This is a genomic window from Gallibacterium salpingitidis, assembly GCF_030517105.1.
Lineage (GTDB): Bacteria > Pseudomonadota > Gammaproteobacteria > Enterobacterales > Pasteurellaceae > Gallibacterium > Gallibacterium salpingitidis.
On the sequence record NZ_CP103875.1, the window covers coordinates 2,491,070 to 2,516,771 of the forward strand.

At 37.4% G+C, this 25,702-nt stretch carries 28 protein-coding genes; 15 read left to right on the plus strand and 13 right to left on the minus strand.

The window, feature by feature from the left end:
- Positions 1 to 12: 12 nt before the first annotated feature.
- The 12 genes from NYR30_RS11895 to NYR30_RS11950 all read left to right on the plus strand — a co-directional run bounded on the left by NYR30_RS11895 (position 13) and on the right by NYR30_RS11950 (position 10,769).
- Positions 13 to 1,242, plus strand: a complete 1,230-nt coding sequence (locus tag NYR30_RS11895; protein ID WP_066104217.1) for an NAD(P)/FAD-dependent oxidoreductase — start codon at positions 13 to 15, stop codon at positions 1,240 to 1,242.
- 48 nt (positions 1,243 to 1,290) lie between these two features.
- Positions 1,291 to 2,013 carry a beta-ketoacyl synthase chain length factor gene (locus NYR30_RS11900; RefSeq protein WP_066104214.1) on the plus strand — a complete coding sequence of 241 codons (723 nt, stop codon included), beginning with the start codon at positions 1,291 to 1,293 and terminating at the stop codon, positions 2,011 to 2,013.
- Entirely contained in the window at positions 1,992 to 2,801 is an 810-nt protein-coding gene (locus tag NYR30_RS11905; RefSeq protein ID WP_066104211.1) for a lysophospholipid acyltransferase family protein, read from the plus strand. The genes NYR30_RS11900 and NYR30_RS11905 overlap by 22 nt, the downstream gene beginning before the upstream one ends.
- Positions 2,794 to 3,048: a phosphopantetheine-binding protein gene (locus NYR30_RS11910; protein ID WP_066104209.1), complete on the plus strand. Its 255-nt coding sequence runs from the start codon at positions 2,794 to 2,796 to the stop codon at positions 3,046 to 3,048. Before NYR30_RS11905 ends, NYR30_RS11910 begins: the two co-directional genes overlap by 8 nt.
- A gap of 12 nt (positions 3,049 to 3,060) precedes the next feature.
- Positions 3,061 to 3,300, plus strand: coding sequence for an acyl carrier protein (locus tag NYR30_RS11915; RefSeq protein ID WP_066104206.1), 240 nt, complete (start codon positions 3,061 to 3,063; stop codon positions 3,298 to 3,300).
- A 381-nt stretch (positions 3,301 to 3,681) separates the two neighbouring features.
- The gene (locus NYR30_RS11920; protein ID WP_156536761.1) at positions 3,682 to 3,939 is read left to right on the plus strand and encodes a COG4648 family protein; all 258 of its coding nucleotides are present in this window, start codon (positions 3,682 to 3,684) and stop codon (positions 3,937 to 3,939) included.
- A gap of 22 nt (positions 3,940 to 3,961) precedes the next feature.
- Positions 3,962 to 5,416, plus strand: coding sequence for an AMP-binding protein (locus NYR30_RS11925; RefSeq protein ID WP_066104199.1), 1,455 nt, complete (start codon positions 3,962 to 3,964; stop codon positions 5,414 to 5,416).
- On the plus strand, positions 5,413 to 5,751 hold the full coding sequence (locus tag NYR30_RS11930) for an ApeI family dehydratase (RefSeq protein ID WP_066104196.1): 339 nt from the start codon (positions 5,413 to 5,415) through the stop codon (positions 5,749 to 5,751). Before NYR30_RS11925 ends, NYR30_RS11930 begins: the two co-directional genes overlap by 4 nt.
- The gene (locus NYR30_RS11935) at positions 5,748 to 7,424 is read left to right on the plus strand and encodes a glycosyltransferase family 2 protein (RefSeq protein WP_066104193.1); all 1,677 of its coding nucleotides are present in this window, start codon (positions 5,748 to 5,750) and stop codon (positions 7,422 to 7,424) included. Before NYR30_RS11930 ends, NYR30_RS11935 begins: the two co-directional genes overlap by 4 nt.
- 9 nt (positions 7,425 to 7,433) lie before the next feature.
- Positions 7,434 to 7,865 (plus strand): acyl-CoA thioesterase, encoded by a 432-nt coding sequence (locus NYR30_RS11940; RefSeq protein WP_066104190.1) that lies wholly within the window; start codon positions 7,434 to 7,436, stop codon positions 7,863 to 7,865.
- Positions 7,866 to 7,879: 14 nt separating this feature from the next.
- Positions 7,880 to 8,497, plus strand: a complete 618-nt coding sequence (locus tag NYR30_RS11945) for a LolA family protein (RefSeq protein WP_066104188.1) — start codon at positions 7,880 to 7,882, stop codon at positions 8,495 to 8,497.
- Complete coding sequence (locus tag NYR30_RS11950; RefSeq protein ID WP_066104185.1) at positions 8,466 to 10,769, plus strand: MMPL family transporter; 2,304 nt, start codon at positions 8,466 to 8,468, stop codon at positions 10,767 to 10,769. Before NYR30_RS11945 ends, NYR30_RS11950 begins: the two co-directional genes overlap by 32 nt.
- A gap of 141 nt (positions 10,770 to 10,910) precedes the next feature.
- On the opposite strand, the gene NYR30_RS11955 is transcribed toward NYR30_RS11950, so the two are convergent.
- The 3 genes from NYR30_RS11955 to NYR30_RS11965 form a co-directional block, all read right to left on the minus strand.
- Entirely contained in the window at positions 10,911 to 11,537 is a 627-nt protein-coding gene (locus NYR30_RS11955; RefSeq protein WP_197495465.1) for an aminopeptidase P family N-terminal domain-containing protein, read from the minus strand.
- Positions 11,538 to 11,735: 198 nt separating this feature from the next.
- Positions 11,736 to 11,924 (minus strand): type 2 periplasmic-binding domain-containing protein, encoded by a 189-nt coding sequence (locus NYR30_RS11960; RefSeq protein ID WP_082966092.1) that lies wholly within the window; start codon positions 11,922 to 11,924, stop codon positions 11,736 to 11,738.
- Positions 11,882 to 12,550, minus strand: a complete 669-nt coding sequence (locus NYR30_RS11965) for a LysR family transcriptional regulator (protein ID WP_066104179.1) — start codon at positions 12,548 to 12,550, stop codon at positions 11,882 to 11,884. Before NYR30_RS11965 ends, NYR30_RS11960 begins: the two co-directional genes overlap by 43 nt.
- Before the next feature lie 314 nt (positions 12,551 to 12,864).
- Here NYR30_RS11965 and ssb point away from each other — a divergent pair, with 314 nt between their 5' ends.
- Complete coding sequence (gene ssb / locus NYR30_RS11970; protein WP_066104176.1) at positions 12,865 to 13,380, plus strand: single-stranded DNA-binding protein; 516 nt, start codon at positions 12,865 to 12,867, stop codon at positions 13,378 to 13,380.
- Positions 13,381 to 13,543: 163 nt separating this feature from the next.
- On the opposite strand, the gene NYR30_RS11975 is transcribed toward ssb, so the two are convergent.
- Entirely contained in the window at positions 13,544 to 14,440 is an 897-nt protein-coding gene (locus NYR30_RS11975) for a LysR substrate-binding domain-containing protein (protein ID WP_066104173.1), read from the minus strand.
- 121 nt (positions 14,441 to 14,561) lie between these two features.
- On the opposite strand from NYR30_RS11975, the gene NYR30_RS11980 reads away from it, so the two are divergent.
- The gene (locus NYR30_RS11980) at positions 14,562 to 15,431 is read left to right on the plus strand and encodes an arginase family protein (protein WP_302501225.1); all 870 of its coding nucleotides are present in this window, start codon (positions 14,562 to 14,564) and stop codon (positions 15,429 to 15,431) included.
- A 68-nt stretch (positions 15,432 to 15,499) separates the two neighbouring features.
- Here NYR30_RS11980 and NYR30_RS11985 read toward each other — a convergent pair whose 3' ends face one another.
- Positions 15,500 to 16,744 (minus strand): ATP-binding protein, encoded by a 1,245-nt coding sequence (locus NYR30_RS11985; RefSeq protein ID WP_066422128.1) that lies wholly within the window; start codon positions 16,742 to 16,744, stop codon positions 15,500 to 15,502.
- A gap of 122 nt (positions 16,745 to 16,866) precedes the next feature.
- Positions 16,867 to 18,603 carry a nitrate/nitrite two-component system sensor histidine kinase NarQ gene (gene narQ, locus NYR30_RS11990; RefSeq protein WP_082987455.1) on the minus strand — a complete coding sequence of 579 codons (1,737 nt, stop codon included), beginning with the start codon at positions 18,601 to 18,603 and terminating at the stop codon, positions 16,867 to 16,869.
- Between the two features lie 177 nt (positions 18,604 to 18,780).
- Between narQ and NYR30_RS11995 the strand changes: the two genes are divergently transcribed.
- Positions 18,781 to 19,173 carry a copper resistance protein NlpE gene (locus NYR30_RS11995; protein ID WP_302501226.1) on the plus strand — a complete coding sequence of 131 codons (393 nt, stop codon included), beginning with the start codon at positions 18,781 to 18,783 and terminating at the stop codon, positions 19,171 to 19,173.
- Between the two features lie 78 nt (positions 19,174 to 19,251).
- Here NYR30_RS11995 and NYR30_RS12000 read toward each other — a convergent pair whose 3' ends face one another.
- The 7 genes from NYR30_RS12000 to napF form a co-directional block, all read right to left on the minus strand.
- Positions 19,252 to 19,887: a cytochrome c3 family protein gene (locus NYR30_RS12000; protein ID WP_066104161.1), complete on the minus strand. Its 636-nt coding sequence runs from the start codon at positions 19,885 to 19,887 to the stop codon at positions 19,252 to 19,254.
- Between the two features lie 21 nt (positions 19,888 to 19,908).
- Positions 19,909 to 20,379 (minus strand): nitrate reductase cytochrome c-type subunit, encoded by a 471-nt coding sequence (locus tag NYR30_RS12005; RefSeq protein ID WP_066422126.1) that lies wholly within the window; start codon positions 20,377 to 20,379, stop codon positions 19,909 to 19,911.
- A gap of 5 nt (positions 20,380 to 20,384) precedes the next feature.
- Entirely contained in the window at positions 20,385 to 21,248 is an 864-nt protein-coding gene (gene napH, locus NYR30_RS12010; RefSeq protein ID WP_066104154.1) for a quinol dehydrogenase ferredoxin subunit NapH, read from the minus strand.
- Positions 21,248 to 22,033, minus strand: coding sequence for a ferredoxin-type protein NapG (gene napG, locus NYR30_RS12015; RefSeq protein WP_066104150.1), 786 nt, complete (start codon positions 22,031 to 22,033; stop codon positions 21,248 to 21,250). Before napG ends, napH begins: the two co-directional genes overlap by 1 nt.
- Positions 22,034 to 22,134: 101 nt before the next feature.
- Positions 22,135 to 24,612 carry a nitrate reductase catalytic subunit NapA gene (napA, locus tag NYR30_RS12020; protein WP_066104147.1) on the minus strand — a complete coding sequence of 826 codons (2,478 nt, stop codon included), beginning with the start codon at positions 24,610 to 24,612 and terminating at the stop codon, positions 22,135 to 22,137.
- 20 nt (positions 24,613 to 24,632) lie between these two features.
- Positions 24,633 to 24,908 carry a chaperone NapD gene (locus tag NYR30_RS12025; protein WP_066104143.1) on the minus strand — a complete coding sequence of 92 codons (276 nt, stop codon included), beginning with the start codon at positions 24,906 to 24,908 and terminating at the stop codon, positions 24,633 to 24,635.
- On the minus strand, positions 24,908 to 25,417 hold the full coding sequence (gene napF / locus NYR30_RS12030) for a ferredoxin-type protein NapF (protein WP_066104140.1): 510 nt from the start codon (positions 25,415 to 25,417) through the stop codon (positions 24,908 to 24,910). Before napF ends, NYR30_RS12025 begins: the two co-directional genes overlap by 1 nt.
- Between the last annotated feature and the right edge of the window lie 285 nt (positions 25,418 to 25,702).

Genomic DNA, 25,702 nt, shown 5'->3' on the forward strand with positions numbered 1-25,702 from the left:
AAGGCAATTATTATGCTAGAACAAAGAAAGGTTGTTGTTATTGGTGCAGGACCGTCAGGTGCGATTGCAGCAACCTTATTAAAACGTCAAGGTTATGATGTATTAGTATTAGAAAAGCAAACGTTTCCTCGCTTTTCAATCGGCGAAAGTTTATTGCCACACTGTTTAGATTTTATTGAAGAAGCGGGTATGCTAGCAGCAGTTGAGGCTCAAGGCTATCAAATTAAACACGGTGCAGCATTTGCTTTAGATCAACAATATTCTGTATTTGATTTTGCAAAACAGTTTACTCAAGATAGTAAAAAATACGCTTATGAAGTAAAACGAGGCGAATTTGATAAATTACTGGCTGATTGTGCGGTTGAACAAGGGGTAGAAATTCGTTATCAACACGAAATTGTGGATATTGTGTTTCAAGATGATTTAGCTTTTCTGACGGTTAATGATCTGAGTACGGGCAAACAGTATCAACTACAAACTGAGTTTGTATTAGATGGCAGTGGCTATGGTCGAGTGCTAGCTCGTCTACTCAATTTAGAAACACCATCTAATCTGCCACCACGCCAAGCTATCTTTACGCATATTGAGGACAACATCACAGCACCTCAATTTGAACGTGATAAAATTCTAATTAGTGTACACCCACAACATCAAGATATTTGGTTTTGGCTAATTCCGTTTAGTGATGGTCGAAGCTCTATTGGCGTGGTCGGTGAACCACACTATTTTGCGTCTTTTGATGACGATTTTGCAGCTTGTTTGCAATCATTTGTAAAAACTACTCCAAATTTGACCGCCCTTTTGGGAGAGGCTAAATGGGATACTGCGTATCAGAAATTAACAGGCTATTCAGCGAATGTAAAACAGCTATATGGGAAAAATTTTGCTTTATTGGGAAATAGTGCAGAGTTTTTAGACCCAGTATTTTCGTCTGGTGTAACTATTGCAATGTGTAGTGCGAGCCTTGCGGTTAAAGCGTTAGATCGTCAATTTAAAGGCGAACAAGTAGATTGGCAACGTGATTTTGCTGATGTATTACAGCGTGGTGTAGATACATTCCGCACTTATGTAATGGGTTGGTATGATTTAAGTTTTCAGCGTGCTATTTTTGCTGAAAATAGAAATGATAAAATCAGTGCGATGATCAGTTCTATCTTGGCAGGCTATGCGTGGGATCTGGAAAATCCTTATGTCAAAGAACACCAAAGACGCTTAAAGACATTAGCTGAATTGTGTAAATAGCATATTGGATATGTGAAATAAGATAAACTGTTGTAATTAGGTAGAAAAATGTTGAACTTTAATTTATTGGCAATCAAAGCCTACTCGAGTGCTTTAGTTGAAGTAGCTGACTGGCAACAATGGGCGGCGACCTCTTTTCAGCCATTGCCAGCTAGCAATAAGTTTAAGGCAAGCAAAATACCTATGATGCAAGCAAGACGTATGGGTTTATCTGATAAAATGGCTATTCAGCTAGCTATGGAGTTGCTTGAGCTACAACCTGATATTGATGCTGTTGTTTTTGCAAGTCGGCACGGTCAGTTAGAGAGAACTTACAAACTGCTTTCTCGCTTCTTTGCAACAGGAGATATGTCGCCAACCGACTTTGCTACCGCCGTGCATAATGCACCTGCTGGGCAATTTAGTATCCTTGCGAAAAACACTGCACCAATTAGTTCAATTGCAGCGGAAGAACAGAGCTTTTGTACGGGACTGTTAGAAGCATTGCTCGCTTTACAGGGTGGCAAACGTAAAGTGTTATATGTTATGTTTGACGGGGTTGTACCTGAATTTTACCACCCTTTTCTGCAACCCACTGAATTAAGCGAACCTTATGCACTAGGTATGGTGCTTGAACAAGGGGAACAATGGCAATTATCGTGGCAACCCCCATCTCAACAACAAGCACAGAAATTTCCTGACGGATTGAGCTTTTTGCATAAATTTTTTCAAAATCAACCGCACTTTTATCTTGAGAGTGATACACAAAGATGGCTATTTACCCAAAATTAAATAAACTTTGGCGAATTATTGGCACAGGGTTGGCTTTTGTCTATTTTGGCTTAGGCTCTGTCATCTTGGGTAACATTTATATGTTTGCCATTCGTTTGATTTATAAAGATCCTTTATTGCGTAGAAAATATAGCCAACGTAGTATCCAAACTTGTTTTTATAGTTTTGTGCAGGCTTTAAAATTTCTAGGTATTATTGATTATAAAATTGAAGGCGGTGAGCTTTTGCAGGCTGATAAAAGCTGTTTAATTGTGGCGAACCACCCGAGTTTAATTGATTATGTATTACTTGGATCAATTTTGCCAGAAATGGATTGCGTGGTTAAGGAAGCACTTTTTCGTAATCCTTTTTGCAAAATGGTAGTGAAAAATGCAGGTTATATTCCCAATTCATCTGATCCAGAAATATTAATCGAACGTTGCAAAAAACGCTTACAACAAGGCGGAAAATTATTGATTTTCCCTGAAGGAACTCGTACACCACTAAATAGTGAAAAATTAGTGTTACAACGAGGAGCAGCTAATTTAGCAATCCGTTGCAATGCTCCTATGCGTATTATACATATCGTTTGTGAGCCTCGAATATTGACAAAAGAATTAGCTTGGTATCAAGTATCTGAAAAAAAATCATTCTTTTATATTAAAGTACAAGAGTTATATGATATAAAATCTTACCTTAGTAATGATTTACCTCCAAGTAAAGCAGTACGCCATTTGAATAATGATCTCGTTAATTTATTACAGCCAACAGCTGATGTCATAGAAAAAGCAAGGAACTATTATGAATGAATTAGAAAATGAAATTAAACAACTCATTATTTCTGCACTGAATTTAGAAGAGCTTAGTATTGATGATATTGATAGTGAAGCTCCATTATTCAACGAAGGTTTAGGATTAGATTCGATAGATGCTTTAGAATTAGGGTTGGCACTTAAAAACCAATTTAATATTCAACTGAATGCCGAAAACGAAGAGGTTCATCAACATTTTTATTCTGTCAAAACATTAGCAGAGTTTATTCATAACAATCAATAAGGAATATAAACAATGGAAAAAAACGAAATTTTTGTACAAGTAAAAACGTTTCTTGAAGAATTATTTGATATTGATCCAGATACCGTGACACTAGAATCTCATATTGCTGAAGATTTGGAATTAGATAGTATTGATGCTGTAGATTTGATAGTGCATCTACAAAATAAGCTGAAAAAACGTGTCAGCCCTGAAGAGTTTAAAAATGTTAGAACAATAAGTGATATTGTTGATGTAATCTATAAATTACAATAATGCATTCTGCTCAATTTATTATTCGTGAAAAGGTTTATCACAGCATTATTTACACTTATTACTGTTCTTTATCCTATTTTTATCTATTTCGCATTTACCTACTTTTCTTTGCAATGGATAGCTATTGGGATATTGTTACTATTCATTATTAGAAGTATTTTATTTTGGTTAAACATTAGACACCCACAACAGGTAGTATTAGAAAAAACAACATTAAAAAAGAATTTCTCTTTAAAAATGATCGCGGCTTATTCAGCTATAATTGGTATAAGTCTAGCATTATTATCATTACTACATAAAAATCAAACAACATTACTTTTTTATCCAGTACTTATGAATATTCTGTTATTTAGTCTTTTTACTTTTAGCTTGCGGCAAAAGATGAGTATTATTGAACATTTTGCTCGCTTACAGATGCCAGACTTGCCAGATACAGCAGTACGTTATACCCGAAATGTAACCAAAGTTTGGAGTTTGTTTTTTTTCCTAAATGGTAGCATCGCACTTTATACTGTATATTCCGATGATCTAATACTGTGGACACTGTATAACGGTTTAATCAGTTATGTTTTAATGGGGATACTGTTTACTGGAGAATATTTATTCAGACGCTATAAACAATCACGTTTTTCAGACTAGGATTATTGGAAAGGTTATCTTAATGATTACGGATAAATTATCACAACAGTTACAGCAACAATTTGTAGCAAATAAGCAGTCACTCGTTCCATTAAAAATGCTTCTTTTATCACATGCAGATAGTCAGCACATTGTCTGTCTTGGCGAAAATTATCAATATAATTGGCAAGATTTGCGACAATATACAGCACATTTTGTACAACAGTTACAAACAATGTCAAACCAACAAAATATTGCATTAATCTTTAAAAGTGGTTTTTTAATGGTTTGTGCTTTATTAGCCGTATCTCATTGTCGGCGTACAATTATTTTACCCTCACTACAAACTGTACAACATCTAGCAGATATACAAGAACATTTTTCCTTGTTATTAACTGATATTACCGATCTTGCTGAACAAGTTAAAACAATAGGAAAAAGGGCAGTTAATTTTCAAAAAATTTTGCCAGAAAAAACACTTTCATCTGATCAAATTGAAAGTTTGTTAGTCAGCGTTGCAGAGTACAATCAAGTTACAGACTATACAAAAATTGATAACCGCCAGCCTGATCTCTATTTATTTACCTCAGGCAGTACAGGCACGCCAAAAATGATTGACAAATACTTCGCATTATTCGATCGGCAAATTCAAATCGAATATGATTTGCTAGCTGGCAAATTGCGTGGTACGGTGATGTATTCAACGGTAAATCATAATCATCTATTGGGTTTGATGTATCGTCTTTTCTTTCCGTTAGTATTGCGAATGCCATTTTGGGATTACAGCTTAATTATGCCCGAGCAATTAAGCAAAATTAGCCAATCCTATGCGTTAATTAGTAGCCCTGCGTTTTTACGATTTTTAGATGAAAAGTTATCCTACCCTTCAGCACGAGTGGTCTATTCCTCAGGTGGCAAATTACCACTTGAGGTAGGCGAAAAAGCTAAAGTACAGCTACAATGTGATGTAATGGAATTTTATGGCTCAAGTGAAACAGGTGCAATCGCCTACAAATATTTTCCAAGTATTCACTGGTATCCACTACAAGGTATTCAATTCCGCAAAAATAGCAAAGAGTGTTTAGAAATTTTATCGCCACTGCTACCGCAAGATGATTGGTATGCGATGGAGGATCGGGTAAATCTATTTGATGATAGCTTTGAGTTGTTAGGACGAGCAGATCGTGTAGCAAAAATTGCCGACAAACGAGTTTCTTTAACACAAATTGAAAACATTGCGTTACAATTAGCGGAAATTGCTGAAGTGAAAGCACTTGTCGTCAGAGATCATTTACGAGATAGTGTCGGCTTAGTTGTGGTATTAACTGAACAATACCGCCATTTATCAAGTAAAGAAACGTTACAACTATTACGCCAACAATTAAGAAATCGCATTGAATTAATTGCCTTGCCTCGCCGTATTCGGATTGTGGATTTTATGCCGTTAAATGAACAAGGTAAGTTAAATATTAAACAACTGGAGCGTTTATTTGTATGATTATTGAACCAAAATATCAAGTGATTACACAATCAGATACCACATTTACGCTCTGCTGTCATTTTTCAAATGATTACCCATATTTTGCAGGTCATTTTCCAAATTTTCCTATTTTGGCAGGCGTGGTACAACTCGGTTTAGTACATCAGTTTGTGCAAAAATTTCTCTCAATTTCATTGAGTAAAGCCACTATTCGTCAAATTAAATATCAACGAATTGTTCCGAGTAATAGCACTTTGCATTTACAAGTGGATTATATGCCAGAGAAAAAACGCTTAGATTTTAAGTGGTTACAAAAAGATGAGTGTATGAGTAGTGGAGTGTTTTCCTTATGAGTTACCGTCCTTGCTTTATTATACCTTGTTATAATCACGGTCAGTTTATTGAACCTGTTTTGTTGCAGTTACAACAATATTCATATCCAATTATTCTGGTTGATGATTGTTCCAATGCTGAAACCTCTGAAAAATTACAACAAATTCAACCGCATTTTGACTTTATTTTGCACCGCCATCAACAAAATTTAGGCAAAGGTGGAGCGATTAAAACGGCTCTTTACTTAGCAGAAATTTATGGCTTTAGCCACGCATTACAAGTTGATGCAGATGGTCAGCACGATTTGGCAGATCTTGAAAAATTGCTGAACTACGCACAATCTAATCCAAATACATTAGTATCTGCCCAGCCAGTTTTTGATCAATCAGCGCCTAAAGCTCGCTACTATGGACGCTATTTAACGCATATTTGGGTATGGTTAGAAACCTTTTCTCTGCAAATTAAAGACAGTATGTGTGGTTTTCGTGTCTATCCTGTACAAAATACCTTGAGTTTAATTCGACAGCATTTTATCGGCAATCGTATGGATTTTGATATTGAGATAATGGTGCAATATTATTGGCACTATCGTCAAATCCACTTTATTAAAAGCAAGGTCATTTATCCAGCAGACGGAGTTTCTCATTTTGATCAGCTGTATGACAATCTCCGTCTAAGCAAAATGCACTTTCGTTTATTGTTACAATTTTGGCGACATATTCCCTCTTTACTATTAAAGAGAAATGTACAAACAACCACCCAGCATTGGTCAAAAATGCAGGAAACAGGTTCAATAATCGGTATTCGAATTTTATTATGGATTTATACCCTATTGGGTAAAACTGGCTTTAGATTATTACTAAAACCAGTAATTTTATATTACTGGCTTGTGGCTAAATCACATCGTCAAGCCTCTGAACAATATTTAGCTCGTTTAACAAAATATGTACAACAGAATCAGCTAACTTTAAATGATAAAACGCCTTTAACCAGTTTTAACCATTTGAGCTATTTTGCTGAGGCGATGTTAAATAAACTGATTGCGTGGAAAGGCGATATTGGCAGAGAGCATTTGATTTTTCATACTCCAGACGATCTTGATCACAATAAACTCAAGCAGAGTTTAATTATCGGCTCTCATTTAGGCGATTTAGAATTAAGTCGTGCTTTGGGTTCAAGAATTACAGATTTAAAAATCACTGCACTCGTGTTTACCAAGCACGCAGTGCGCTTTAATCAGTTATTACAACAATATCAAACCACCAACGATAAAATAGATATTTTACAAGTTGATGGCATTTCGCCAGCCACGTTACTGCTATTACAAGAGCGTATTGCCAATGGGCATACTATCGTTTTAGTGGGCGATCGAACTTCACCAAATGAAAGTCAAAAACGTAGTGAAAGCCAAGTTGATTTTCTTGGTAAGCCTGCTTATTTTCCGCACGGTCCTTATATTCTTGCGCATTTATTAAAAGTGCCAGTTTTTCTTCTTTTTGCACTAAGAAACCCTGAGCAAAAAGATAAATTTGATATTTATGTCGAGCCATTTGCTGAAAAAATTAAATTACCTCGTCAAGAACGCCAGTACGCCATCACACCATATATCAAACAATACGCTGATAGGCTGGCTTATTATTGTCGCCAATCACCATTAGAATGGTTTAACTTTTTTAATTTTTGGCATAAATAGGGCATAAAAATGAGAAAAAATAATGTACTACTAAACGTGCGAGTGGCTTGCAAACCTGCCTTTCAAGATTTAGATATTATGCACGTTGTTTGGCACGGGCGTTATTGGCAGTTTATTGAGCAAGCAAGAGAGGCGCTATTTGATTATATTGGATTTGGCTATGGCGAAATGATCAAACAGGGATACCAATTTCCAATTGTAAAAGCAGATATAAAATATATTCAACCTATCTTGCTCAATCAGCAATTTGAGGTACAAGCTGATTTATTAGAATATGAAAATCAAGTAAAAATAAATTTCACTTTTTTCGATAAAGCAAGCCAAACTGTTTTATGTAAGGCAAGTAGTACGCAGGTTGCTGTGGCGGTAGGCGATAAACATCTACAATTTGTTACGCCTGACTGTTTTCAACAAAAAGTACGGTCATTTTTAGTAAAATAATTTAAGGAATATTTGTGAAAATAAAAACCTTTTTAGCTTTGTTGAGCTTAGGTTGTATGTCATTTGCTGTGGTAGCTCAACAACCAACATTGCAACAGATAACTCAACAACTTGCCATTCCACAAATAATGCAATGCCAATTTCAACAGCAACGCTTTTTAAGCGGTTTAGCAAAACCACTCAAGGCTAGTGGCGTAATGGTGTTAGATCAACAGATTGGTGTGGCACTTTCTCAACAAAAACCCTTTGCTCAAGTTACAGCAATTACAACAAATAAATTAATCCAATCTATTAATCAGCAAAAACAAGTGATCTCTGAACAAGAACAACCACAGTTATTTCATATTACAAATTTATTATTTTCCCTTTTCCAAGGGCAATTTACTTCAGTTTCTGACTACTTCACGCTCACCCAACAAACGCAGAATAAACAACAGTGGTTCATTACTTTACTACCAAAACAGTCGCCCTTTAATCAGCTATTCCAACAAATTAAGTTAGAGGGAGAAAAACATATACAAGTTGTGGATATTATTGATAAACAACAAGATCGCACATTACTTACCTTTGAACATTGTCAGCCAATAGAAAAACTTAATAATGAACAGCAACAGTGGTTTAAAACAGAATAAAATCAATGCGTTAATTTGGTTATTAGTATTATTACTAGGACTATTTATCCTTGTTAAAAATAGCCATAACATAAAAATTGAAAGCAGTTTAACCACCCTTTTACAAAAAAAAGAGGCTATTCCCTCGCAGGTGGATAAGCATCTATCTAGCACTATTAATGATGCTATTATTTGGTTAGTTTCTGCTAAACAGCTTGATCAAGCTAAACAAAGTGCGACTAAATTTACTGCTCGTCTAGCCACGCTCACAGGACTGAGTGATATCCAAGCACGAAATGTGCAACAACAACGAGATTGGCAACACTACTTTTTTAACCATCGAGCAATGCTATTTTCTGCTGAATTACAAGCAAAGTTAAGCCAACCCGAAGCCTATTTTGACTATATTCAAGCACAACTTTATTCGCCATTTGCAGGCGTTTCAAATAATGAATTACAGCAAGATCCTCTGCTTTTAACACGCCAACAACTATTGCAACAAAAACAACGACTACAAATTGATGATGGCTGGGTTTATGCGCAATCAGAGGGTAATTTTTATCTATTAATTCGCGCTAAGACAAATGCGCAAGGGCTGACACAAAAAGCACAGCTAGTACAACAGCTACAACAAATCCAGCAAACAATAGAACAGGAAACTGGTAGTAAAATTTATGCTAGAGGAGCAATATTTTTTAGCGATGCTTCAGCACAAAGTGTTGAACGAGATATAAAAATTATTGGTATTGGTTCACTGATTGGCATTATCTTATTATTATTGTTCGCATTCCGTCACTTTTATCCGCTCTGCTTGCTTGTTTTCTCATTACTGAGTGGCGTTTTATTTGGAATTTTAGCTACTTGGCTCTATTTTGGTGAAATTCATCTACTGACATTAGGTCTAAGCAGTTGCTTAATTGGTGTATCAGCGGATTACAGTTTACATTTTATTACTCACCGTTTTTACCCAGAAAAAGCCAATGTATCTAGCCGACAAACACTCTTAGAATTACGTTCTGCATTAATTTTAGCGTTTGCCACCACTGCACTTTGCTATGCCATAATGTTATTACTACCTCTCGTAATCTTACAGCAAATGGCAATTTTTGCTATTTTTGGCTTATTCGGTGCATTACTCACTGTTATCTTGTGTTATCCATTATTTACACAAACTATTCAACCGTTAAAATTTTCTTCTGCACAATCTCTTACTAGCTACCTACAAGGTTGGAAAAACAGCCGTTGGAGTGTACCAATCGCTATTATCTTATTTTTCGCATCACTCTGTTTTTCCTTGCAAGTGAAAGTAAGTGATGATGTTCGCTTACTGCAAAATAAATCAGCTACCTTACTTGCCAATGAACAAATTATTACTCGAGTATTACAACAAAATAATGAATTACAATATTTTATCGTGCAAGCAGACTCTGTTGAGCAACTATTAAAAAATATCACAAATTTGACCGCACTTTTACGACAAGAAAAATATCAAAATGTAATTATTCCAGCGGTTTCTTTAGATGGCTATATTCAAGATATTGAAACTCAACAGCAAAACTATCAGCAAGTGGATCTAACCTTACAACAGCTATCTACTAAACTAAGTGAATTTAACCCACAAATTATCACTACTTATCCAAAACAGCTGATTAGTTTTACCGATTTTTTAGCCAGCCCCATAGGAAAAAACTTTAGTGAGTTTTATCAGCAATATCAAAATAAACACTATTTTTTACTTCCGCTTACTAAAAGTAATAGTAAACTTAGTAAAGTAATTGCCGATCAACAAATTGATGTTAGCTATCATAATATTACCGAAGAATGGAGTAATCTATTTCAGCAAAGTCGAGAAGGTATTTTATATATATTATTATTTAGTATTGTTGTTGTATTTCTTTTACTTTCGTGGTTTTTAACGTGGCGTTATGCTTTTGCTATTGTTGCAGTACTTATTTTAGCGATGAGTGTCGCTACCGCAGCACTCACAATTACAGGACAATATTTTAATCTCTTTGCCACCTTAGCATTAATTCTATTGCTTGGTATGGGAATTGATTATGGGATTTTTATGGCGAAACAAGGAAAACAGTTTGCAGATCAAATGAATAACAATACATTGTCAGCCTTTGTTGCAATTATTCTTTCTGCACTTACTACATTATTATCCTTTGGTTTATTGATGCTAAGTGAAACACAAGCATTGGTTAGTTTTGCCACCGTATTATGTATTGGTATTAGTACTGTGTTTATTTTTATCCCACTAGTTCTTAAAGTACATTGCCACAACAAATAAATTTTTTATCTATATCAAACTACTGTCGTTATGCCATGCGTTACCTCATCTACAGTCAAATTTAGTCAAGTAACAATTTGAATGCTTATTTGAAGAGTATGATTTACCTTGGGTGATTCGCTCAGACAATGGGACGCCCTTTTATTCTCTTGCTTTAGGTGGAATTAGCCGTTTATCTAAGTGGTGGATAAATTTAAGGATAAGACCAGAAAGAACAAAACCAGCACATCCAGAATAAAATGGGCAGGATATTCTGGCACCATTTTTAATCAATGCGATCTCTTCATCTGACTTAATCATACGATTAAACATTAAATCCATTGCAACATCGAAAAACTCTGAGCCTGGATAAAAAGTTTTCAATAGATTTAATGATTGCAAAGGGAGCTGATCTTCTTCGAAACCTAAACGCAATTTATCTTGTGGCAGAATTGTTTTAATCGCTCGATAAAAGTTATTACGACGCCAATCGGTGTAAATAATATTTTCGCCAAAACTACGACGATAGCCTAAGCCACCATCAATATTCGTGGTAACAGTTACTGAACAATCTTGTGTCACCACAAGCGCAAAAGGTCTGCCAAACGAATAATATAGATAATCGCTAAAATAGTTCACATTATGGTAAGAAGTTAAAATCACAGCATCGAGATTTTTATTCTTCATTACTTGACGTAATGAGGTCAAACGACGATTCATCTCTTGTGGTGAAAACGTGCCTTTTACTTTAGCCCCGTTTCTGATTTCAATAACATCCTGCATATTCATAGTAAAAACCTCTTGTTTGTGATTAATGGTTAATGAATGTTTTACAAAATATGCAGATGTCATTCAAATTATGAATTCTTATTTAACAATAAATTATTCTTATTGATGCAGTAGTTTGTCCACAGAATATTCTTGTTCAAATGATTTTGCTTTCGCAACAATCCATTCGGCAAATTGATGAACATGAGGTTTTTCTAATCATGCTTTTTGGCAAACCAAATAGACACTTTGATCTTGAATACTATCTGGATAAAGCGGCACTAATTTTCCAGCTGCCACATCACGTGCAACTAACACATGCCTTGCTAACGCCAGCCCTTGCCCATCAATTGCAGCTTGCATAATTAAATCTGCGCGGTTGTAACGATGTCCTGCTTGTGTATCAATATTTTTACCATGATATAAAGCCCATTGCCGCCAAGAAGTGGTTGTGGTAAGGAGTCATGTAATAACGGAATTTGCTGCAAACAACGCTCTAGATCACAATCATATTTTTCAAATAGCGTTTTACTCACCACTGAATAAATATAATCATGCAATAAAAATTGTTTCAGCATACTCGGCATATCGCCATAACCATGGCATAACGCAACATCAATCGCATCATCACGAAAATTCGGCTCGCAAGTATCCACAACCAAATTCAAACTAATTTCAGGGCAGGAGACATACAAATCCTGTAAATATGGCATCAACCAACAGCTGGCCATTGAGGGCATACAATACAAATCAATCGATCTAATTTGCTGAATATCAGAAATATGCTGCATTGCTTGCTGTAACTGATCAAACGCCAAAATAACATGACGTAATAGCTCACTACCTTCGCGGCTTAACGTCAATTGGCGTGGTTTACGATGGAATAATTTATAACCTAAGCGATTTTCTAACAGTAAGATTTTCTGACTTACTGCACTTTGCGAGACACACAATTCATCCGCCGCTTGCGTAAAACTCAAATGGCGTGCGACAACTTCAAAATAACGTAGGGCTTCAAGAGGAGGTAACTTCATTTTAACCACCACAACATAAAGAACTAAAACATGTTATGACCGTAGTGTGTGACAAAAAATCATCAACACGTTATAAAAATTAGCACAAAAAACCATTCGTGCAATACAAAATTGCAAAATATTGTTAACAAATTTTATCAACCAAGATGGAAAACCAAGCAAATCTCGATACTGATCGCAAAATTGGCAAAACTGGGCAAATATCCAGTATCTTTTATTTTTTCAGAGACAATTTATAGTAGAATATTACCCGCGTAGGTTATGTTTACTAATTATAACCAAGAGATTAACCAACTTTATTTTAGAGGATATTTATGGCAGGAGTTAATAAAGTCATTATTGTAGGTAATTTAGGGAACGATCCTGAATTAAGAACCTTTGCTAACGGTGATGCTGTTGCCAATATTAGTGTCGCAACCAGTGAACGCTGGCAGGACAGACAATCTGGGGAATGGCGTGAAATCACAGAATGGCACCGTATCGTATTGTTCCGTCGCTTAGCGGAAATCGCAGGACAATACTTGCGTAAAGGCTCAAAAGTTTACGTTGAGGGAAAAATCCGTACCCGCAAATGGCAAGATCAAAACGGACAAGATCGTTATTCTACCGAAATCCATGCAGATACCTTGCAAATGTTAGATAGTCGTAATGATAGAATGGGCGCTGATATGTCTGCTGCACCGATAGCACAAAATCAATTCGCACCAGCAAATACAGGTTACACACAGCCGCAAAATAATCAATTTGCCGCACCAAAACCGGCAGCTGCTCCACAACCAGCTCCAGCAGCAAACCCAGATGTTGCATTTGATGATGATATGCCGTTCTAAATTATTGCTATACCTTAAGAAGGGAAAAAAGAGTCTATTCAGACTCTTTTTATACTTTAAGAAATGCCAAAATTCACAAAAAGTTTCAAATATACTTGAAACTTTTCCCTAAAGGACTCTTTTTCATTCAAGACCATTTAGAGATAATTCATTACAAATTTAGTCAAGAAGATTGCATATCCCTACTTAATGCCATTAACCAATCTATAAATACTGCAAGACGTGCATTTTTATGTCTATTTGCAGGATAGACTAAAGATAACAACATCGTCGGATGGCAATATTGCGGTAATACCTCCACCAACTCACCAGAAGCCAGTTCATCTTGAACCAACAGGCGGAACGTTTGTCCGATACCCAATCCGGCTTTCAACATCGCAATTAACCCAGTTCCTTTATTACAAGCAAAATGCGGTGCTGGCGCTTGCCACTGTTCATCATTAAGTACAAAAATTAATGACTTTACCTTGCCATTATCATTTTGATAACCAACGATTTGATGCAAAGATAAATCTGCAAGAGTTTGTGGGGTGCCAAAATGCGCTAAATAGGCGGAGCTAGCACAATTAACAAAATCTAACGTCATCAATGGACGCGCGATCAAACTCTCATCAGTAATCTGACCAATACGTAAAGCACAATCAACATTTTCACTAATCAAATGTGCGATACGATCACTAATCGTCAATCTCAACTTAATATCCGGAAACTGCCGATGAAAATCGGGTAATTTACTAATTAACCAATGTTCAGCAAGTAAACTTGGCGCTTCAATATGTAATACACCGCTCGGCTGATACCTGCGTCCTAATACAGCTTGTTTCGCAAAATCTAACTCTTCGATAATACGAACAGCATAGCCATAATATTCCTTCCCTTCAGGAGTAATCGACAATTGTCGTGTCGTACGATGCAATAATTTAATAGTTAAATGATTCTCTAAATCTTGAACTAGCTTGCTAACTGTGGAACGTGGAATATTGAGTTGTTCGGCTGCTTTATTAAATGAACCTGTATCTACTACCTTAGTAAATACACGCATTGCCAATAGTTGATCCATATAATTATCTCTATTTATGGATAATAATGTTCTATTTTAAGGCTTATCCAGCCCATTTCCTACCTCTATAATCTATACACACAATAAATTAACCATAAATAAGGATAATCAGGAGTCTATTATGAAAACATTGCGCTTAAATTTTCCTAACTGGCAAGGTGCAACACCAGATGTCATCACTAATTTAGTCACCGAACTTACACCACAGCAAGCGATACAAGACTATTATTTTGGCTCACAATTAGTAAATTGGTTAATGCCTAAAAAACAACATCAACTAGAAGCCACTGTGCCTGTATCATTAGATTTAGCAAATATCTCCACTGAAAATGGCGTTTTTGCCTATCAAGCTAACTTACACCAACAACAAGCCGCACTAAAAATTCTACAAGATCAACAGCCTGAAACAGTGATTACACTTGGTGGTGATTGTGCCGCCAGCGTTGCACCATTTGCCTATCTTGCCGATAAATATGCTGATGATGTTGCCATTATTTGGATCGATGCCCACCCTGATTTAGGTTTACCATATGACGACTACACTGGCTTTCATGCTATGGCGCTTGCGCAAATTGCTGGTTTTGGCGATCCACAAATCAGCGCTTTATTACCAGCAAACAAAGTCGCAACTAAAGATATACTGATTGTTGGGTTACGTTATTTTGGTGAACCTGCTGAACAACGCCGCCAAGATTGGCAAATTGAAGCAGTATCCTGTCAAGCTGCCAATAGTAGTTCACAAGCAGTGTTAGATTGGTTAAAACAACGTGGAAAATCCAAAGTCTTAATCCATTTTGATTTAGATGTTTTAGATCCAAAAGAGTTAAAAATTGCTGTGGGTACAGATCCAGACGGTTTACAGTTACAAGCCGCTAGCCGGATTATTAATGATATTGCTCAATCTGCTCAAATTGTCGGCTTAACAATTGCTGAACCTATGCCGCGAGAAGTTATAAAACTAAAAAGTTTCTTGGATAGTTTGCCGTTATAACTCGTTTAGAACTAACTGATCACAACAGGAAATAGATATTATGATCTTATTTTATCTACTACACCTTTTTATATAAATTCATTTCTATTGAAAGCATCATCATCCCCCAACAGGAATTCCCCAATATGTTGATGAACAATACCATCAATGTTGTCCTGCCAAAAATCATCCATTGTTACCACATATTTTGGATAATTATCCGCAATGGCTTGCAAAGGTGAAAATTCTCGTTGAATGGTTTGCTCGCTTTCCAATTTATACGCCACTTGAATATAGATTTTTTCACTCTTTTTCTGAGCAACAAAATCAATTTCCTGCTTATCCAATTTGCCAATATAAACTTGATAGCCACGACGTTTCAGTTCAAGGTAAACCAGATTTTCTAAAATACCCGCAATTAGGCTAGTACGAAAACCCATTGCAGCGTAAAGCAATGAAACATCACCTAAATAGAATTTTTCTTGTGTTTTTAAAATCTCTTTGCCTTTGATATCAAAGCGTTCAACACGATGCAGAATAAAAGCACTTTCTAAGGCTTTCAAATAGTTATAAACAGTATTTAAATCTAACTTTCTTTGTTGGCTTTTAAAATAATCCGCTACATTTTTACCTGAAAAGGTATTACCAATATTATCAAAAGCATATTTAATAATACGTTCCAACAGCTCTACATCACGAATTTTATGGCGTTGTATGGTATCTCGTAAAATCACAGAGGCATAAATATCTTGTACAATTTTATAAACTGTTTCTGACTCATAATCGGCAATATGTACCATTGGAAACCCGCCTTTACGCAGATACTCATTAAAAAGCGTAATAGAATTTTGTGCCGATTTTTGTTGGGAATAACTTGCTTTAAAATCTAAAAATTCTCGATAAGAAAGTGTAAACACTGGAATTTCTACATAACGTCCTGCAATATAGGTTGCCAGTTCAGACGACAATAAATATGAATTTGAACCTGTGATATAAAGATCAAGATCAAAATCCACAATAAACGCATTAATAGCCTTTTCCCAATCGGTAACTTCCTGAATTTCATCAAGTAATAGATAATATTTTCTTGTTGTCTGAATTTTCTCTTTTACGAGCGCATAGAGTTTATCTGCCGTTTTGAAATCATTGAACACAAAACTTTCGAAATTAATATAAATAATTTGTTCAGCATCAATTCCCTGCTTTAATAACTCTTCCTGTAACAGCTTAATTACGGTTGATTTTCCTGAACGACGAATACCTGTAATCACTTTAATCACAGGCATATTGATGAATGGTTTAAGTTGGTTGAGATAATTTGGACGTTTAATCATTGTTCTTTGTCTATGGTTATATCCATAATATTGGGATAAATTTACCATTTATTTATGGTTATAACCATAAAAAATTAAAAATATTCAAACTTTATTGTGGTTATAACCAAAACATAGCTTTATTACTGACCTTGCGCAAAAGGATCAGCGAGTAAAATTTTCACCTCGGTACCGCCGGTTGGACGCAATTGAATTGTCAATTTCGCATTTAGCTGTGCAGTACGTTCATGCATAATATTCAAACCATAATGCCCTTCTGGTTCTTCTAACGACGGAATACCAATCCCATTATCGGCGACAATAATTTCATTCTCACCATCTTCATTGGTATGGGCAATTACCTCAATTAATGTCGCTTGAGAGTGTTTAATCGCATTCAACAACGCTTCACGCACTACTTGTAACGCATGTACCAACTGTTGTGCAGTAAAGATTTGTGATGGCAATGAGCAATTCAGCGTAATTTGCGCTGTGGTTTGATTGCGTAATGATTCAATCACTTGCTCTAATGCCTGCTGTAAATTCGCTTCTTGAATGGTTAAACGGAAGGTTGAAAGCAATTCTCGCAACTGCACATAACCATCATTTAACGCTTGTTCAAAGTCAGCAATAATCTTAAAACTTTTTTCTCGTGCAGCGGGATCACTATCTTTTAAAGAGTGTTTCAACAAAGTGAGCTGAATTTGCAGAAACGCCAAAACCTGTGCTAAAGAGTCGTGCAATTCACGCGCAATAATCGAACGTTCTTCCATCAAGACTAATTGCTGTTGCTGACGTTGCGTTTGAATAAAATAAATAGAACGACCTAACATCTGCGCCAAACTTTGCATTAAACGTAAATCAGGACAAGGCAACCCAGCTTGCCAACGTAAACGAGAAATCATTTTGCCATTAATACTAATCGGCTGTTCTTGCCAAGGATAATTCTCCTCTGCTTTACCTGCGGAAATATCCAAATGTTCTGCACCATAAACAATCAATTCAATATAACGCAAATGTTCGCTATTACGGATTTCACCTAACACTTCAGATAATTTGGTATAACTCAAATCAATATGTGTAATTTTTTGTGAAGTGTGAAACAACATTGATAAAGTACGATTGAGCTGACTTAACTTTTTGGTTTTTTCACTCACCTTATCTTCTAAAAACCAATATAACTTCTGTAACTCACTCGACATTTTAGTAAAGGTTGCCGAAAGCGTACCTAATTCATTCGACTTATCAACATCCAAGGCAATATGTTTAAATTGCCCGGTTTGCACTTGATTACTCGCTTGCACCAATTTTTCAATCGGATTTAACACTTCACGACGAATAAAACCGATGATATAAGAGCCAATCAGCAAAATAATAGCGATAGACACAATACTAATCAAAATCGCCATTATGATTTTACGTTCCGAAAAATGTTGTAAAGTCACAACGAAATGATCGACTTTCTGAACATAACCATCCACTTTAGCTTGATAATCAGCAATACGATTTTGTTGCACATAACCTTCCATTTCCTGCCAATTTCGCAACACATCTTGATAAGCATTTTTCACCGAATTAGGAACAACAACACTATTTTGTAATTGATAAAGTATGTTGTTATCAAGTGTTGCATCATATTGAGCAAGATTATGAGAAATAGTGTCCGGTTCGTGTTCCATCTGATACACCAAACGATACGCTTGCATACGCAATGAACCTGCCAAATTAATCGCTTCCGCGTCGCTTTGACTACTTAATAAGACCGAAAAAACTAAAGCAATACACGCACTCGCTAATACAATAATACCGATTAAATACTTCGCTACACGTGTTAATACGGAATACTTTTTCACACAATGTTCCTTTGCTAAATCAATCATTCTTGAGTGATGATTATGCTGAAATTCCTTGTTAATACAATTTTTTATTTACCTTTCAGCAAAATAATCACTTGCCCGTCAATACATACACATTATTCGCCTTAATCTTATTAATATGATAGGTTAATAACTATGCTAAATAATTTTCATACGATCTACATCAAAAAAGGAGTCCATATGAAAAAACTCAACTATCTATTTGCCTTATTGGCAGCAGCTACTCTCATCGGTTGTCAGCAAACAACCACAACAACAGACAATCACGCTGCAGTTGTTGGACAATATCAAGGCACCTTGCCTTGTGCCGATTGCGAAGGTATTAAAACCTCTTTATCGCTTAATGAAGATAAAAGTTTTAACTTAACCAGCGAATATCTAGGCAAAAAAGATGCAACTTTTACCGAAAACGGTATTTACACCATCACTAATCAAGTTATTACCTTAAATACACCAGCTAGCGGCGAAAAAAGTTATTACAAGATTACACAAAAAGGACTTGCGGTTAGCGATGAACAGGGAACTATTAATAGTGGTGAAAATGCTGCGGATTATATTTTGCAGAAGCAGTAATGTTATTCCAGAAACGAAAAGCGGTGCATTTATTTACACCGCTTTCTATCTACTTTGATCTCTCTCTATGCTAAACCATTACTCTGCTTTTTCTGGTTTCACATTACTAAATGTTGGTGGCAAATCCTTCATATCAGGAAGTTGGTGCGCAATACCTTTGTGACAATCGATACAAGTTTTATTTTCTTTGATTGCCAACTCATGCATTCTCGCTGCCACTGTCTTTTGTTGAGAGAAATCCATACGATCAAATTTATGGCAGTTACGACACTCTTGAGAGTTATTATCTTTCATACGCTCCCATTCACGTTCTGCCATATGCGCACGACGTGCATTAAATTTCTCTAACGTATCGGTATACCCCATATAGTAAGCATATACTTCACGCGCTGCTTTAATCTTACGTACCATTTTCGGAATAAATTCGTGTGGTACGTGACAATCTGGGCAGCTTGCGCTCACACCGCTACGGTTTTGATAGTGCGCAGTATGCAAATATTCTGGATACACATCATTGGTATGACAGCTAGCACAAAACTCTTCGGTGTTGGTTTGTTCCAAGCCATAATTAAAACCAACCCATGACACGATACCAGCAATAAACGCCACCACAATTAACGTCCCTACGGCGATTTTACTTGGGCTTCTAAACCAAGTCCAAAAGCGCTTGATTAAGCCAAACAATCCCGATTTTTTCGGTTTTTCTGCGGTCATTATCGTTCTCCTCTAACCTAATTATTGGCCATAGCCCGGTAATGGTTTAAATTCATTTGGCACAATTGATTTCGCTTCGGTTTGCGGGACATGACATTGCAAACAGAAATAACGGCGTGGTGAAGCATTTGCGCTAATCTTGCCATCACGATCCATAAAATGGGTTGGACTAATACGAGTCGCACCAGTAACACGTGCATTTTCTGCACTATGACAATTTAAACATTGATTAACATTTTTAGTGACTTGCATACCGCTAACACTATGCGGAATCAATGGTGGTTGATTTACATAATTTAGCGCTTGTTGGCCACCTTCTTTCGGTACATTATGCACTTGTGGTGCAACATTTTCCGCCGTGTGTTCTAATTTCACACCCTCTTTCGCTAAGCCGTCATTATTTGGATTTGCTTCTGCTGCGATTACCGAAGTCGCCATTATACTTGCGAAAAGTGCCGCAGCCATAGTCCAAACAGTTTTATTCTTTGCCATCTTTCTCACTCCCCAGAATGATCAAATCTTGTTGAAAATTTAAATACTTTTTCAGCGCATACGTCGATACAACGTCCACAACTGATACAATCTTTTGAAAGAACCAATAAACTTTCTTCTTTTTTACCATGTAATGGTGCACGCAATACCTGTGCTTCTGGGCAAACGTTATAACAATCCATACAATTATCACAACGCGCACGATCAATTACCTTGATCCGCATCAGCCCTTTAGCGCCAATCACGCCATGTGTCGCCCCAATTGGACACAAATGCCCGCACCAACCATGCTCTGCAACAAAAAGATCAAATAAAAAAATTGTCGCGATTAACCACAAACCTGCGCCGAAACCAAAAATTAATTCGCGGCCCAAAGTTGCAACCGGGTTAATCCATTCCCACAATAAAGTCCCACTTGCTGCGCTACCAACTAAAATCACCGCTAATAACCAATAACGCAATGAACGCGGTAGCTTTGCAGTTTGGCGAAAACCAAGTTTACGTCTTAACCAAGCGGCACTATCCGTCACCACATTTAACGGACAACACCAACCACAAAACACCTTACTACCAACTAACGCATAAAAAGCGATAATAATCGCCGCGCCTAATAGCGTAGTAAAACTCGGTATATGACCAGTGACTAAACTTTCCGCTGTAATTAAAGGATCGCTTAACGGCACCGTATCTAACAATAAACTGCCGCTGTAATTACCGCGTAAAATCCACACATTAAATAGCGGCCCTGTTAAAAACATCGCCAATACAGCAAATTGAGAAAAACGACGCAAAATCAAAAAACGATTTGCATGCCACCAACCCAATTTTTCTCTAGCTTCTTTTCCAGCGACTTTTGGTGAATTTGCCATTATTTCACCTCCGGCATACGCACAGGCAAACTAATCGTTTCTTCGGACAACAAAGACTTCCCGGCTTTTGCTTTTTCCTGCCAGCCAAAACGATAATGCTCACCCAACATTCCTTTTGCTAACGAAAGCGGTAATACCTTAATCGCCGCTTCCTCTAATACACAAGCTTCCTCGCATTTACCACAACCGGTACAAGCTTCGGAATGGACTGTTGGAATCATCAACGCGTGTTTACCAGTACGTTCATTGTGCTGATTTTCTAACGTAATCGCCTTATCAATTAACGGACAAACACGATAACAAACATCACAACGCAACCCTTGCCAGTTTAAGCAAGTTTCGTGATCCAATAGCACCGCTAAGCCCATTTTGGCTTGATTAATATCCTCAGCATTGGCATCTAACGCGCCGCTTGGACACGCTTTCGCGCAAGGAATATCCTCACACATCTCGCAAGGTTTTTGCCGCGCAATAAAATAAGGCGTTCCCGCTTGTGAAGCAGAAACCCAAGAAGCGAGATACAACATATCGTACGGACAAGCTTGTACACACTGTCCACAGCGAATACAAGCATCACTAAACGCTTTCTCATCAGATAACGCAAACGGCGGTCGTAATGCCACACCTTCACGCGCTAAACTCTGCTTTTGCGGCACACTAAGCAATACGCCTAAACCTGCCAATCCACCAGCAGTACGAGCAGCATCTTTTAAGAAACGACGACGCTCAGGTGTAAAACCCTTGCTCGATGTCGAATTGTCATTTCGTGTATTGTCGCGCTTCATACGATTTCTTATTCACTCTTGGTGACTTATGGGAATTTGCACCTTTCTTTTATCAATTGTTTTTTACTCAATCGTTGCAGAAAGGTGCGCCTTTCTATTGATTAAATTTTTGTTACTTTAACCGCACATTTCTTAAAGTCGGTCTCTTTAGAAATTGGATCGGTTGCATCCAATGTCAGCATATTGGCTAACTGTCCCGCATCGAAGAAAGTAGTAAACACTAAACCTCTTGGCGGTTTATTACGTCCACGTGTATCGATCAAGGTTTCCATTTGACCACGACGAGAAACGATTAACGCTTTATCACCATGACGCAAACCACGATCTTTCGCATCTAATGGGTGCATCCATAACACATTGTTCGGGAATGAACGGTGTAATTCAGGAACACGACGAGTCATCGTACCGGTATGCCAATGCTCTAACACACGACCTGTTGATAACCATAAATCATATTCTTGATCTGGTGCTTCTGCAGGTGGCTCATACGGTGCTGCTAAAATGACGGCACGTTTAGTTGGCTGACCATAGAAGCTAATATCTTCACCAGCTTTCACATATGGGTCATAACCTTCACGATAACGCCATAAAGTTTCTTTACCATCAACAACCGGCCAACGTAAGCCGCGCGCTTTATGGTACATATCGAAGTCTGCTAAATCGTGTCCATGACCACGACCAAATGTTGCATACTCTTCAAATAATCCTTTATGAATGTAATAACCGAAATGTTCTGATTCATCATTTGGATGATCACCAATATCGCTTAATGGATATTTATTCACTTGTCCATTGGTAAATAACACTTCGTATAATGTCTTGCCTTTATATTCTGGATTTTTATCTAAAATATCTGCTGGCCATACTTCATCAGTTTTGAAGTATTTAGAAAATTCCACTAATTGCCATAAGTCAGATTTCGCTTCGCCCGGCGCTTTCACCATTTGGTGCCAGAATTGGGTGCGACGTTCTGCATTACCATATGCCCCTTCTTTTTCTACCCACATTGCGGTTGGCAACATTAAATCCGCAGATACCGCACTCAATGTCGGATAAGGGTCAGATACAATGATAAAGTTTTCAGGATCACGCCAGCCCGGTAAACGTTCTTGGTTAATATTTGGACCAGCTTGCATATTGTTGTTACACATTACCCACAACACATTGAGTTTACGATCTTTCAATGCGCGGTCTTGAGCAATGGCGTGTAAACCGATCTTGTCAGAAATAATCCCTGCTGGGATCTTCCAAATTTTTTCCGCAGTTTCACGATGTTTTGGATTAGTAACCACTAAATCCGCTGGTAAACGGTGAGCGAAAGTACCAACTTCACGCGCAGTACCACAAGCTGACGGCTGACCTGTTAATGAGAATGGACCACAGCCTGGTAAAGAGATTTTACCTGTAAGCAAATGCACGTTATACATTAATTGGTTCACCCACACACCGCGAGTATGTTGGTTAAAGCCCATTGTCCAGAAAGACACCACTTTCTTATTTGGATCAGCGTAAATCTTCGCCAATTCTTCAAGTAAGTTTTTATCAACGCCACTGATTTCGTGCGCTTTATCCAACGTATATTCAGATACAAACGCTTTATACTCTTCAAAAGTACAATCAGCCATCTTACCGCTGCCGGCATTTTTCGCCGCTTTTTCGAGTGGATGAGTTGGACGCAAGCCATAACCAATATCGGTATCCGCTTTCTTAAACACAGTATGTTTATTAACGAAATCTTGGTTAACCGCATTGTTTTGAATGATGTAGTTAGCAATATAGTTAAGAATCGCTAAGTCAGATTGCGGTTTAAAGACCAAACCATAATCCGCTAATTCAAAGCTACGATGTTCAAAAGTTGAAAGCACCGCAATTTTGCAATCTGGGTGAGATAAACGACGATCTGAAATACGTGACCATAGAATCGGGTGCATTTCTGCCATATTAGAGCCCCAAAGCACCATCACATCAGCTTGTTCAATATCGTTATAGCATCCCATCGGCTCATCAATACCGAAAGTACGTGCAAACGCTACTGCCGCAGACGCCATACAGTGACGCGCATTCGGGTCAACGTTGTTAGAACGTAAACCAGCTTTGAACAGTTTATTTAACGCATAACCTTCCCAAATGGTCGATTGACCGGAAGTAAAGCAACCAACCGCATTTTTACCATTCTTCGCCATTGCTGCTTTAAATTTTTCCGCCATTGTGCTGAAAGCAACTTCCCAACTTACTGGTTGGAAATCACCATTTTTGTCGTATTTACCGTCTTTCATACGCAACATTGGTTGGGTTAAACGGTCTTTACCATACATAATTTTTGGTAAGAAATACCCTTTAATACAGTTCAAACCGCGGTTTACTTCTGCATCTGGGTCACCTTGCGAAGCAACTACACGACCATCTTGTGTACCCACTAATACGCCACAACCCGTACCACAGAAACGGCAAACCCCTTTTTCCCATCGAATGGAAGAATCTGCTGCTTCAACATTTTTGATCGGAATAGTCATTCCGATAGCCGCCGCTGCCGCAGTAGCCGCATTGGCTTTCATAAAATCACGTCGACTTAAATTCATTGTCATCTCCCCACAAAAAATCAATCAGCTAAGTCTTGCTGGTGATACACCAATGATACATTGATGACGCCATCAATATTGCGTGCATTTTCCATATTTTCTAACAACATCCGCTGGTTATGAGATTGCATCACCACAACCAACTTCCCTAACACTGGATCAGAACCGTGAATCTCCGTATGCGGAACTTCCAGTAATTTCTCTGAAATTTGCGCCAATTTTTCTGGTCGTCCTTGTACCACAACGCCGCAAACGTGCCACTCTTCGGCATTTTCCATCGTAATCTTTTCTGTCATCACTCTGCCTGCGTATTTAACATCTCAATTGCTCGCACTGGACACGCCGCTACACAAGCGCCGCAGCCATTACAAGCTTCGAGGTCTAATTGTGGCTGTGCCACTTTGCCTAACATCGGTTTAAATGAGATCGCTCGCCATTCGCAGCTATCCTGACAACTACGACATTCAACCTGCTTTTGCGTTAAACAAGTCGCAGCAATTGCAATTTTATGCTGCCAAGCGTCGGTGGTAATTGGTCGAAATATCGGTTGCTGACAAATTTCGGCACATTTTCCACAAAAAGTGCATTCTGCTTGCGTAAAACAGATCTCCGGATAACCGCGCTCACCCTTGATTAATACTTGCGTTTCGCACTGTTGAATACAGTCCCCACATTGTGTGCATTTTTCCCAAAAAGCAGCTGCCTCTGCCCAAGGCGGTAGAATTACGCGTGCAACATCAACAGTAGCCGCTTCGCGGAATTTACCAGAAAGAAATTTTCGACGGGATAAATCAAGGTTTTGCACGATTTACGCAAGTATTTATTAAAAGGTTATTTATTCGTCGGTTATTCTAAAGAAACTACTTGCTAAGTCAGTACCCGTTATTAGGTATATTCCAGGTTAGATCTCTTTTCCTTGAGATAAATCAAATTAATTTTTATTGAATTTCGTTAAGAGGTAAGTGCTAATTAAGCTAGTTTTAACTCCACGTTTTACAGTGGAAATCCTCTTCAAGATTGAAGAACGTATAGAAAATTAAAGTTAGTTTTCTTAAACAGTTAACCAAAACACCCCAAATTCAACCTTTCA

Coding starts and splice junctions, on each gene's coding strand:
- NYR30_RS11895 (WP_066104217.1), top strand. CDS start 13: ATGCTAGAACAAAGAAAGGTTGTTGTTATTGGTGCAGGACCGTCAGGT.
- NYR30_RS11900 (WP_066104214.1), top strand. CDS start 1,291: ATGTTGAACTTTAATTTATTGGCAATCAAAGCCTACTCGAGTGCTTTA.
- NYR30_RS11905 (WP_066104211.1), top strand. CDS start 1,992: ATGGCTATTTACCCAAAATTAAATAAACTTTGGCGAATTATTGGCACA.
- NYR30_RS11910 (WP_066104209.1), top strand. CDS start 2,794: ATGAATGAATTAGAAAATGAAATTAAACAACTCATTATTTCTGCACTG.
- NYR30_RS11915 (WP_066104206.1), top strand. CDS start 3,061: ATGGAAAAAAACGAAATTTTTGTACAAGTAAAAACGTTTCTTGAAGAA.
- NYR30_RS11920 (WP_156536761.1), top strand. CDS start 3,682: ATGAGTATTATTGAACATTTTGCTCGCTTACAGATGCCAGACTTGCCA.
- NYR30_RS11925 (WP_066104199.1), top strand. CDS start 3,962: ATGATTACGGATAAATTATCACAACAGTTACAGCAACAATTTGTAGCA.
- NYR30_RS11930 (WP_066104196.1), top strand. CDS start 5,413: ATGATTATTGAACCAAAATATCAAGTGATTACACAATCAGATACCACA.
- NYR30_RS11935 (WP_066104193.1), top strand. CDS start 5,748: ATGAGTTACCGTCCTTGCTTTATTATACCTTGTTATAATCACGGTCAG.
- NYR30_RS11940 (WP_066104190.1), top strand. CDS start 7,434: ATGAGAAAAAATAATGTACTACTAAACGTGCGAGTGGCTTGCAAACCT.
- NYR30_RS11950 (WP_066104185.1), top strand. CDS start 8,466: ATGAACAGCAACAGTGGTTTAAAACAGAATAAAATCAATGCGTTAATT.
- NYR30_RS11955 (WP_197495465.1), bottom strand. CDS start 11,537: ATGAATATGCAGGATGTTATTGAAATCAGAAACGGGGCTAAAGTAAAA.
- NYR30_RS11965 (WP_066104179.1), bottom strand. CDS start 12,550: ATGAAGTTACCTCCTCTTGAAGCCCTACGTTATTTTGAAGTTGTCGCA.
- ssb (WP_066104176.1), top strand. CDS start 12,865: ATGGCAGGAGTTAATAAAGTCATTATTGTAGGTAATTTAGGGAACGAT.
- NYR30_RS11975 (WP_066104173.1), bottom strand. CDS start 14,440: ATGGATCAACTATTGGCAATGCGTGTATTTACTAAGGTAGTAGATACA.
- NYR30_RS11980 (WP_302501225.1), top strand. CDS start 14,562: ATGAAAACATTGCGCTTAAATTTTCCTAACTGGCAAGGTGCAACACCA.
- NYR30_RS11985 (WP_066422128.1), bottom strand. CDS start 16,744: ATGATTAAACGTCCAAATTATCTCAACCAACTTAAACCATTCATCAAT.
- narQ (WP_082987455.1), bottom strand. CDS start 18,603: ATGATTGATTTAGCAAAGGAACATTGTGTGAAAAAGTATTCCGTATTA.
- NYR30_RS11995 (WP_302501226.1), top strand. CDS start 18,781: ATGAAAAAACTCAACTATCTATTTGCCTTATTGGCAGCAGCTACTCTC.
- NYR30_RS12000 (WP_066104161.1), bottom strand. CDS start 19,887: ATGACCGCAGAAAAACCGAAAAAATCGGGATTGTTTGGCTTAATCAAG.
- NYR30_RS12005 (WP_066422126.1), bottom strand. CDS start 20,379: ATGGCAAAGAATAAAACTGTTTGGACTATGGCTGCGGCACTTTTCGCA.
- napH (WP_066104154.1), bottom strand. CDS start 21,248: ATGGCAAATTCACCAAAAGTCGCTGGAAAAGAAGCTAGAGAAAAATTG.
- napG (WP_066104150.1), bottom strand. CDS start 22,033: ATGAAGCGCGACAATACACGAAATGACAATTCGACATCGAGCAAGGGT.
- napA (WP_066104147.1), bottom strand. CDS start 24,612: ATGAATTTAAGTCGACGTGATTTTATGAAAGCCAATGCGGCTACTGCG.
- NYR30_RS12025 (WP_066104143.1), bottom strand. CDS start 24,908: ATGACAGAAAAGATTACGATGGAAAATGCCGAAGAGTGGCACGTTTGC.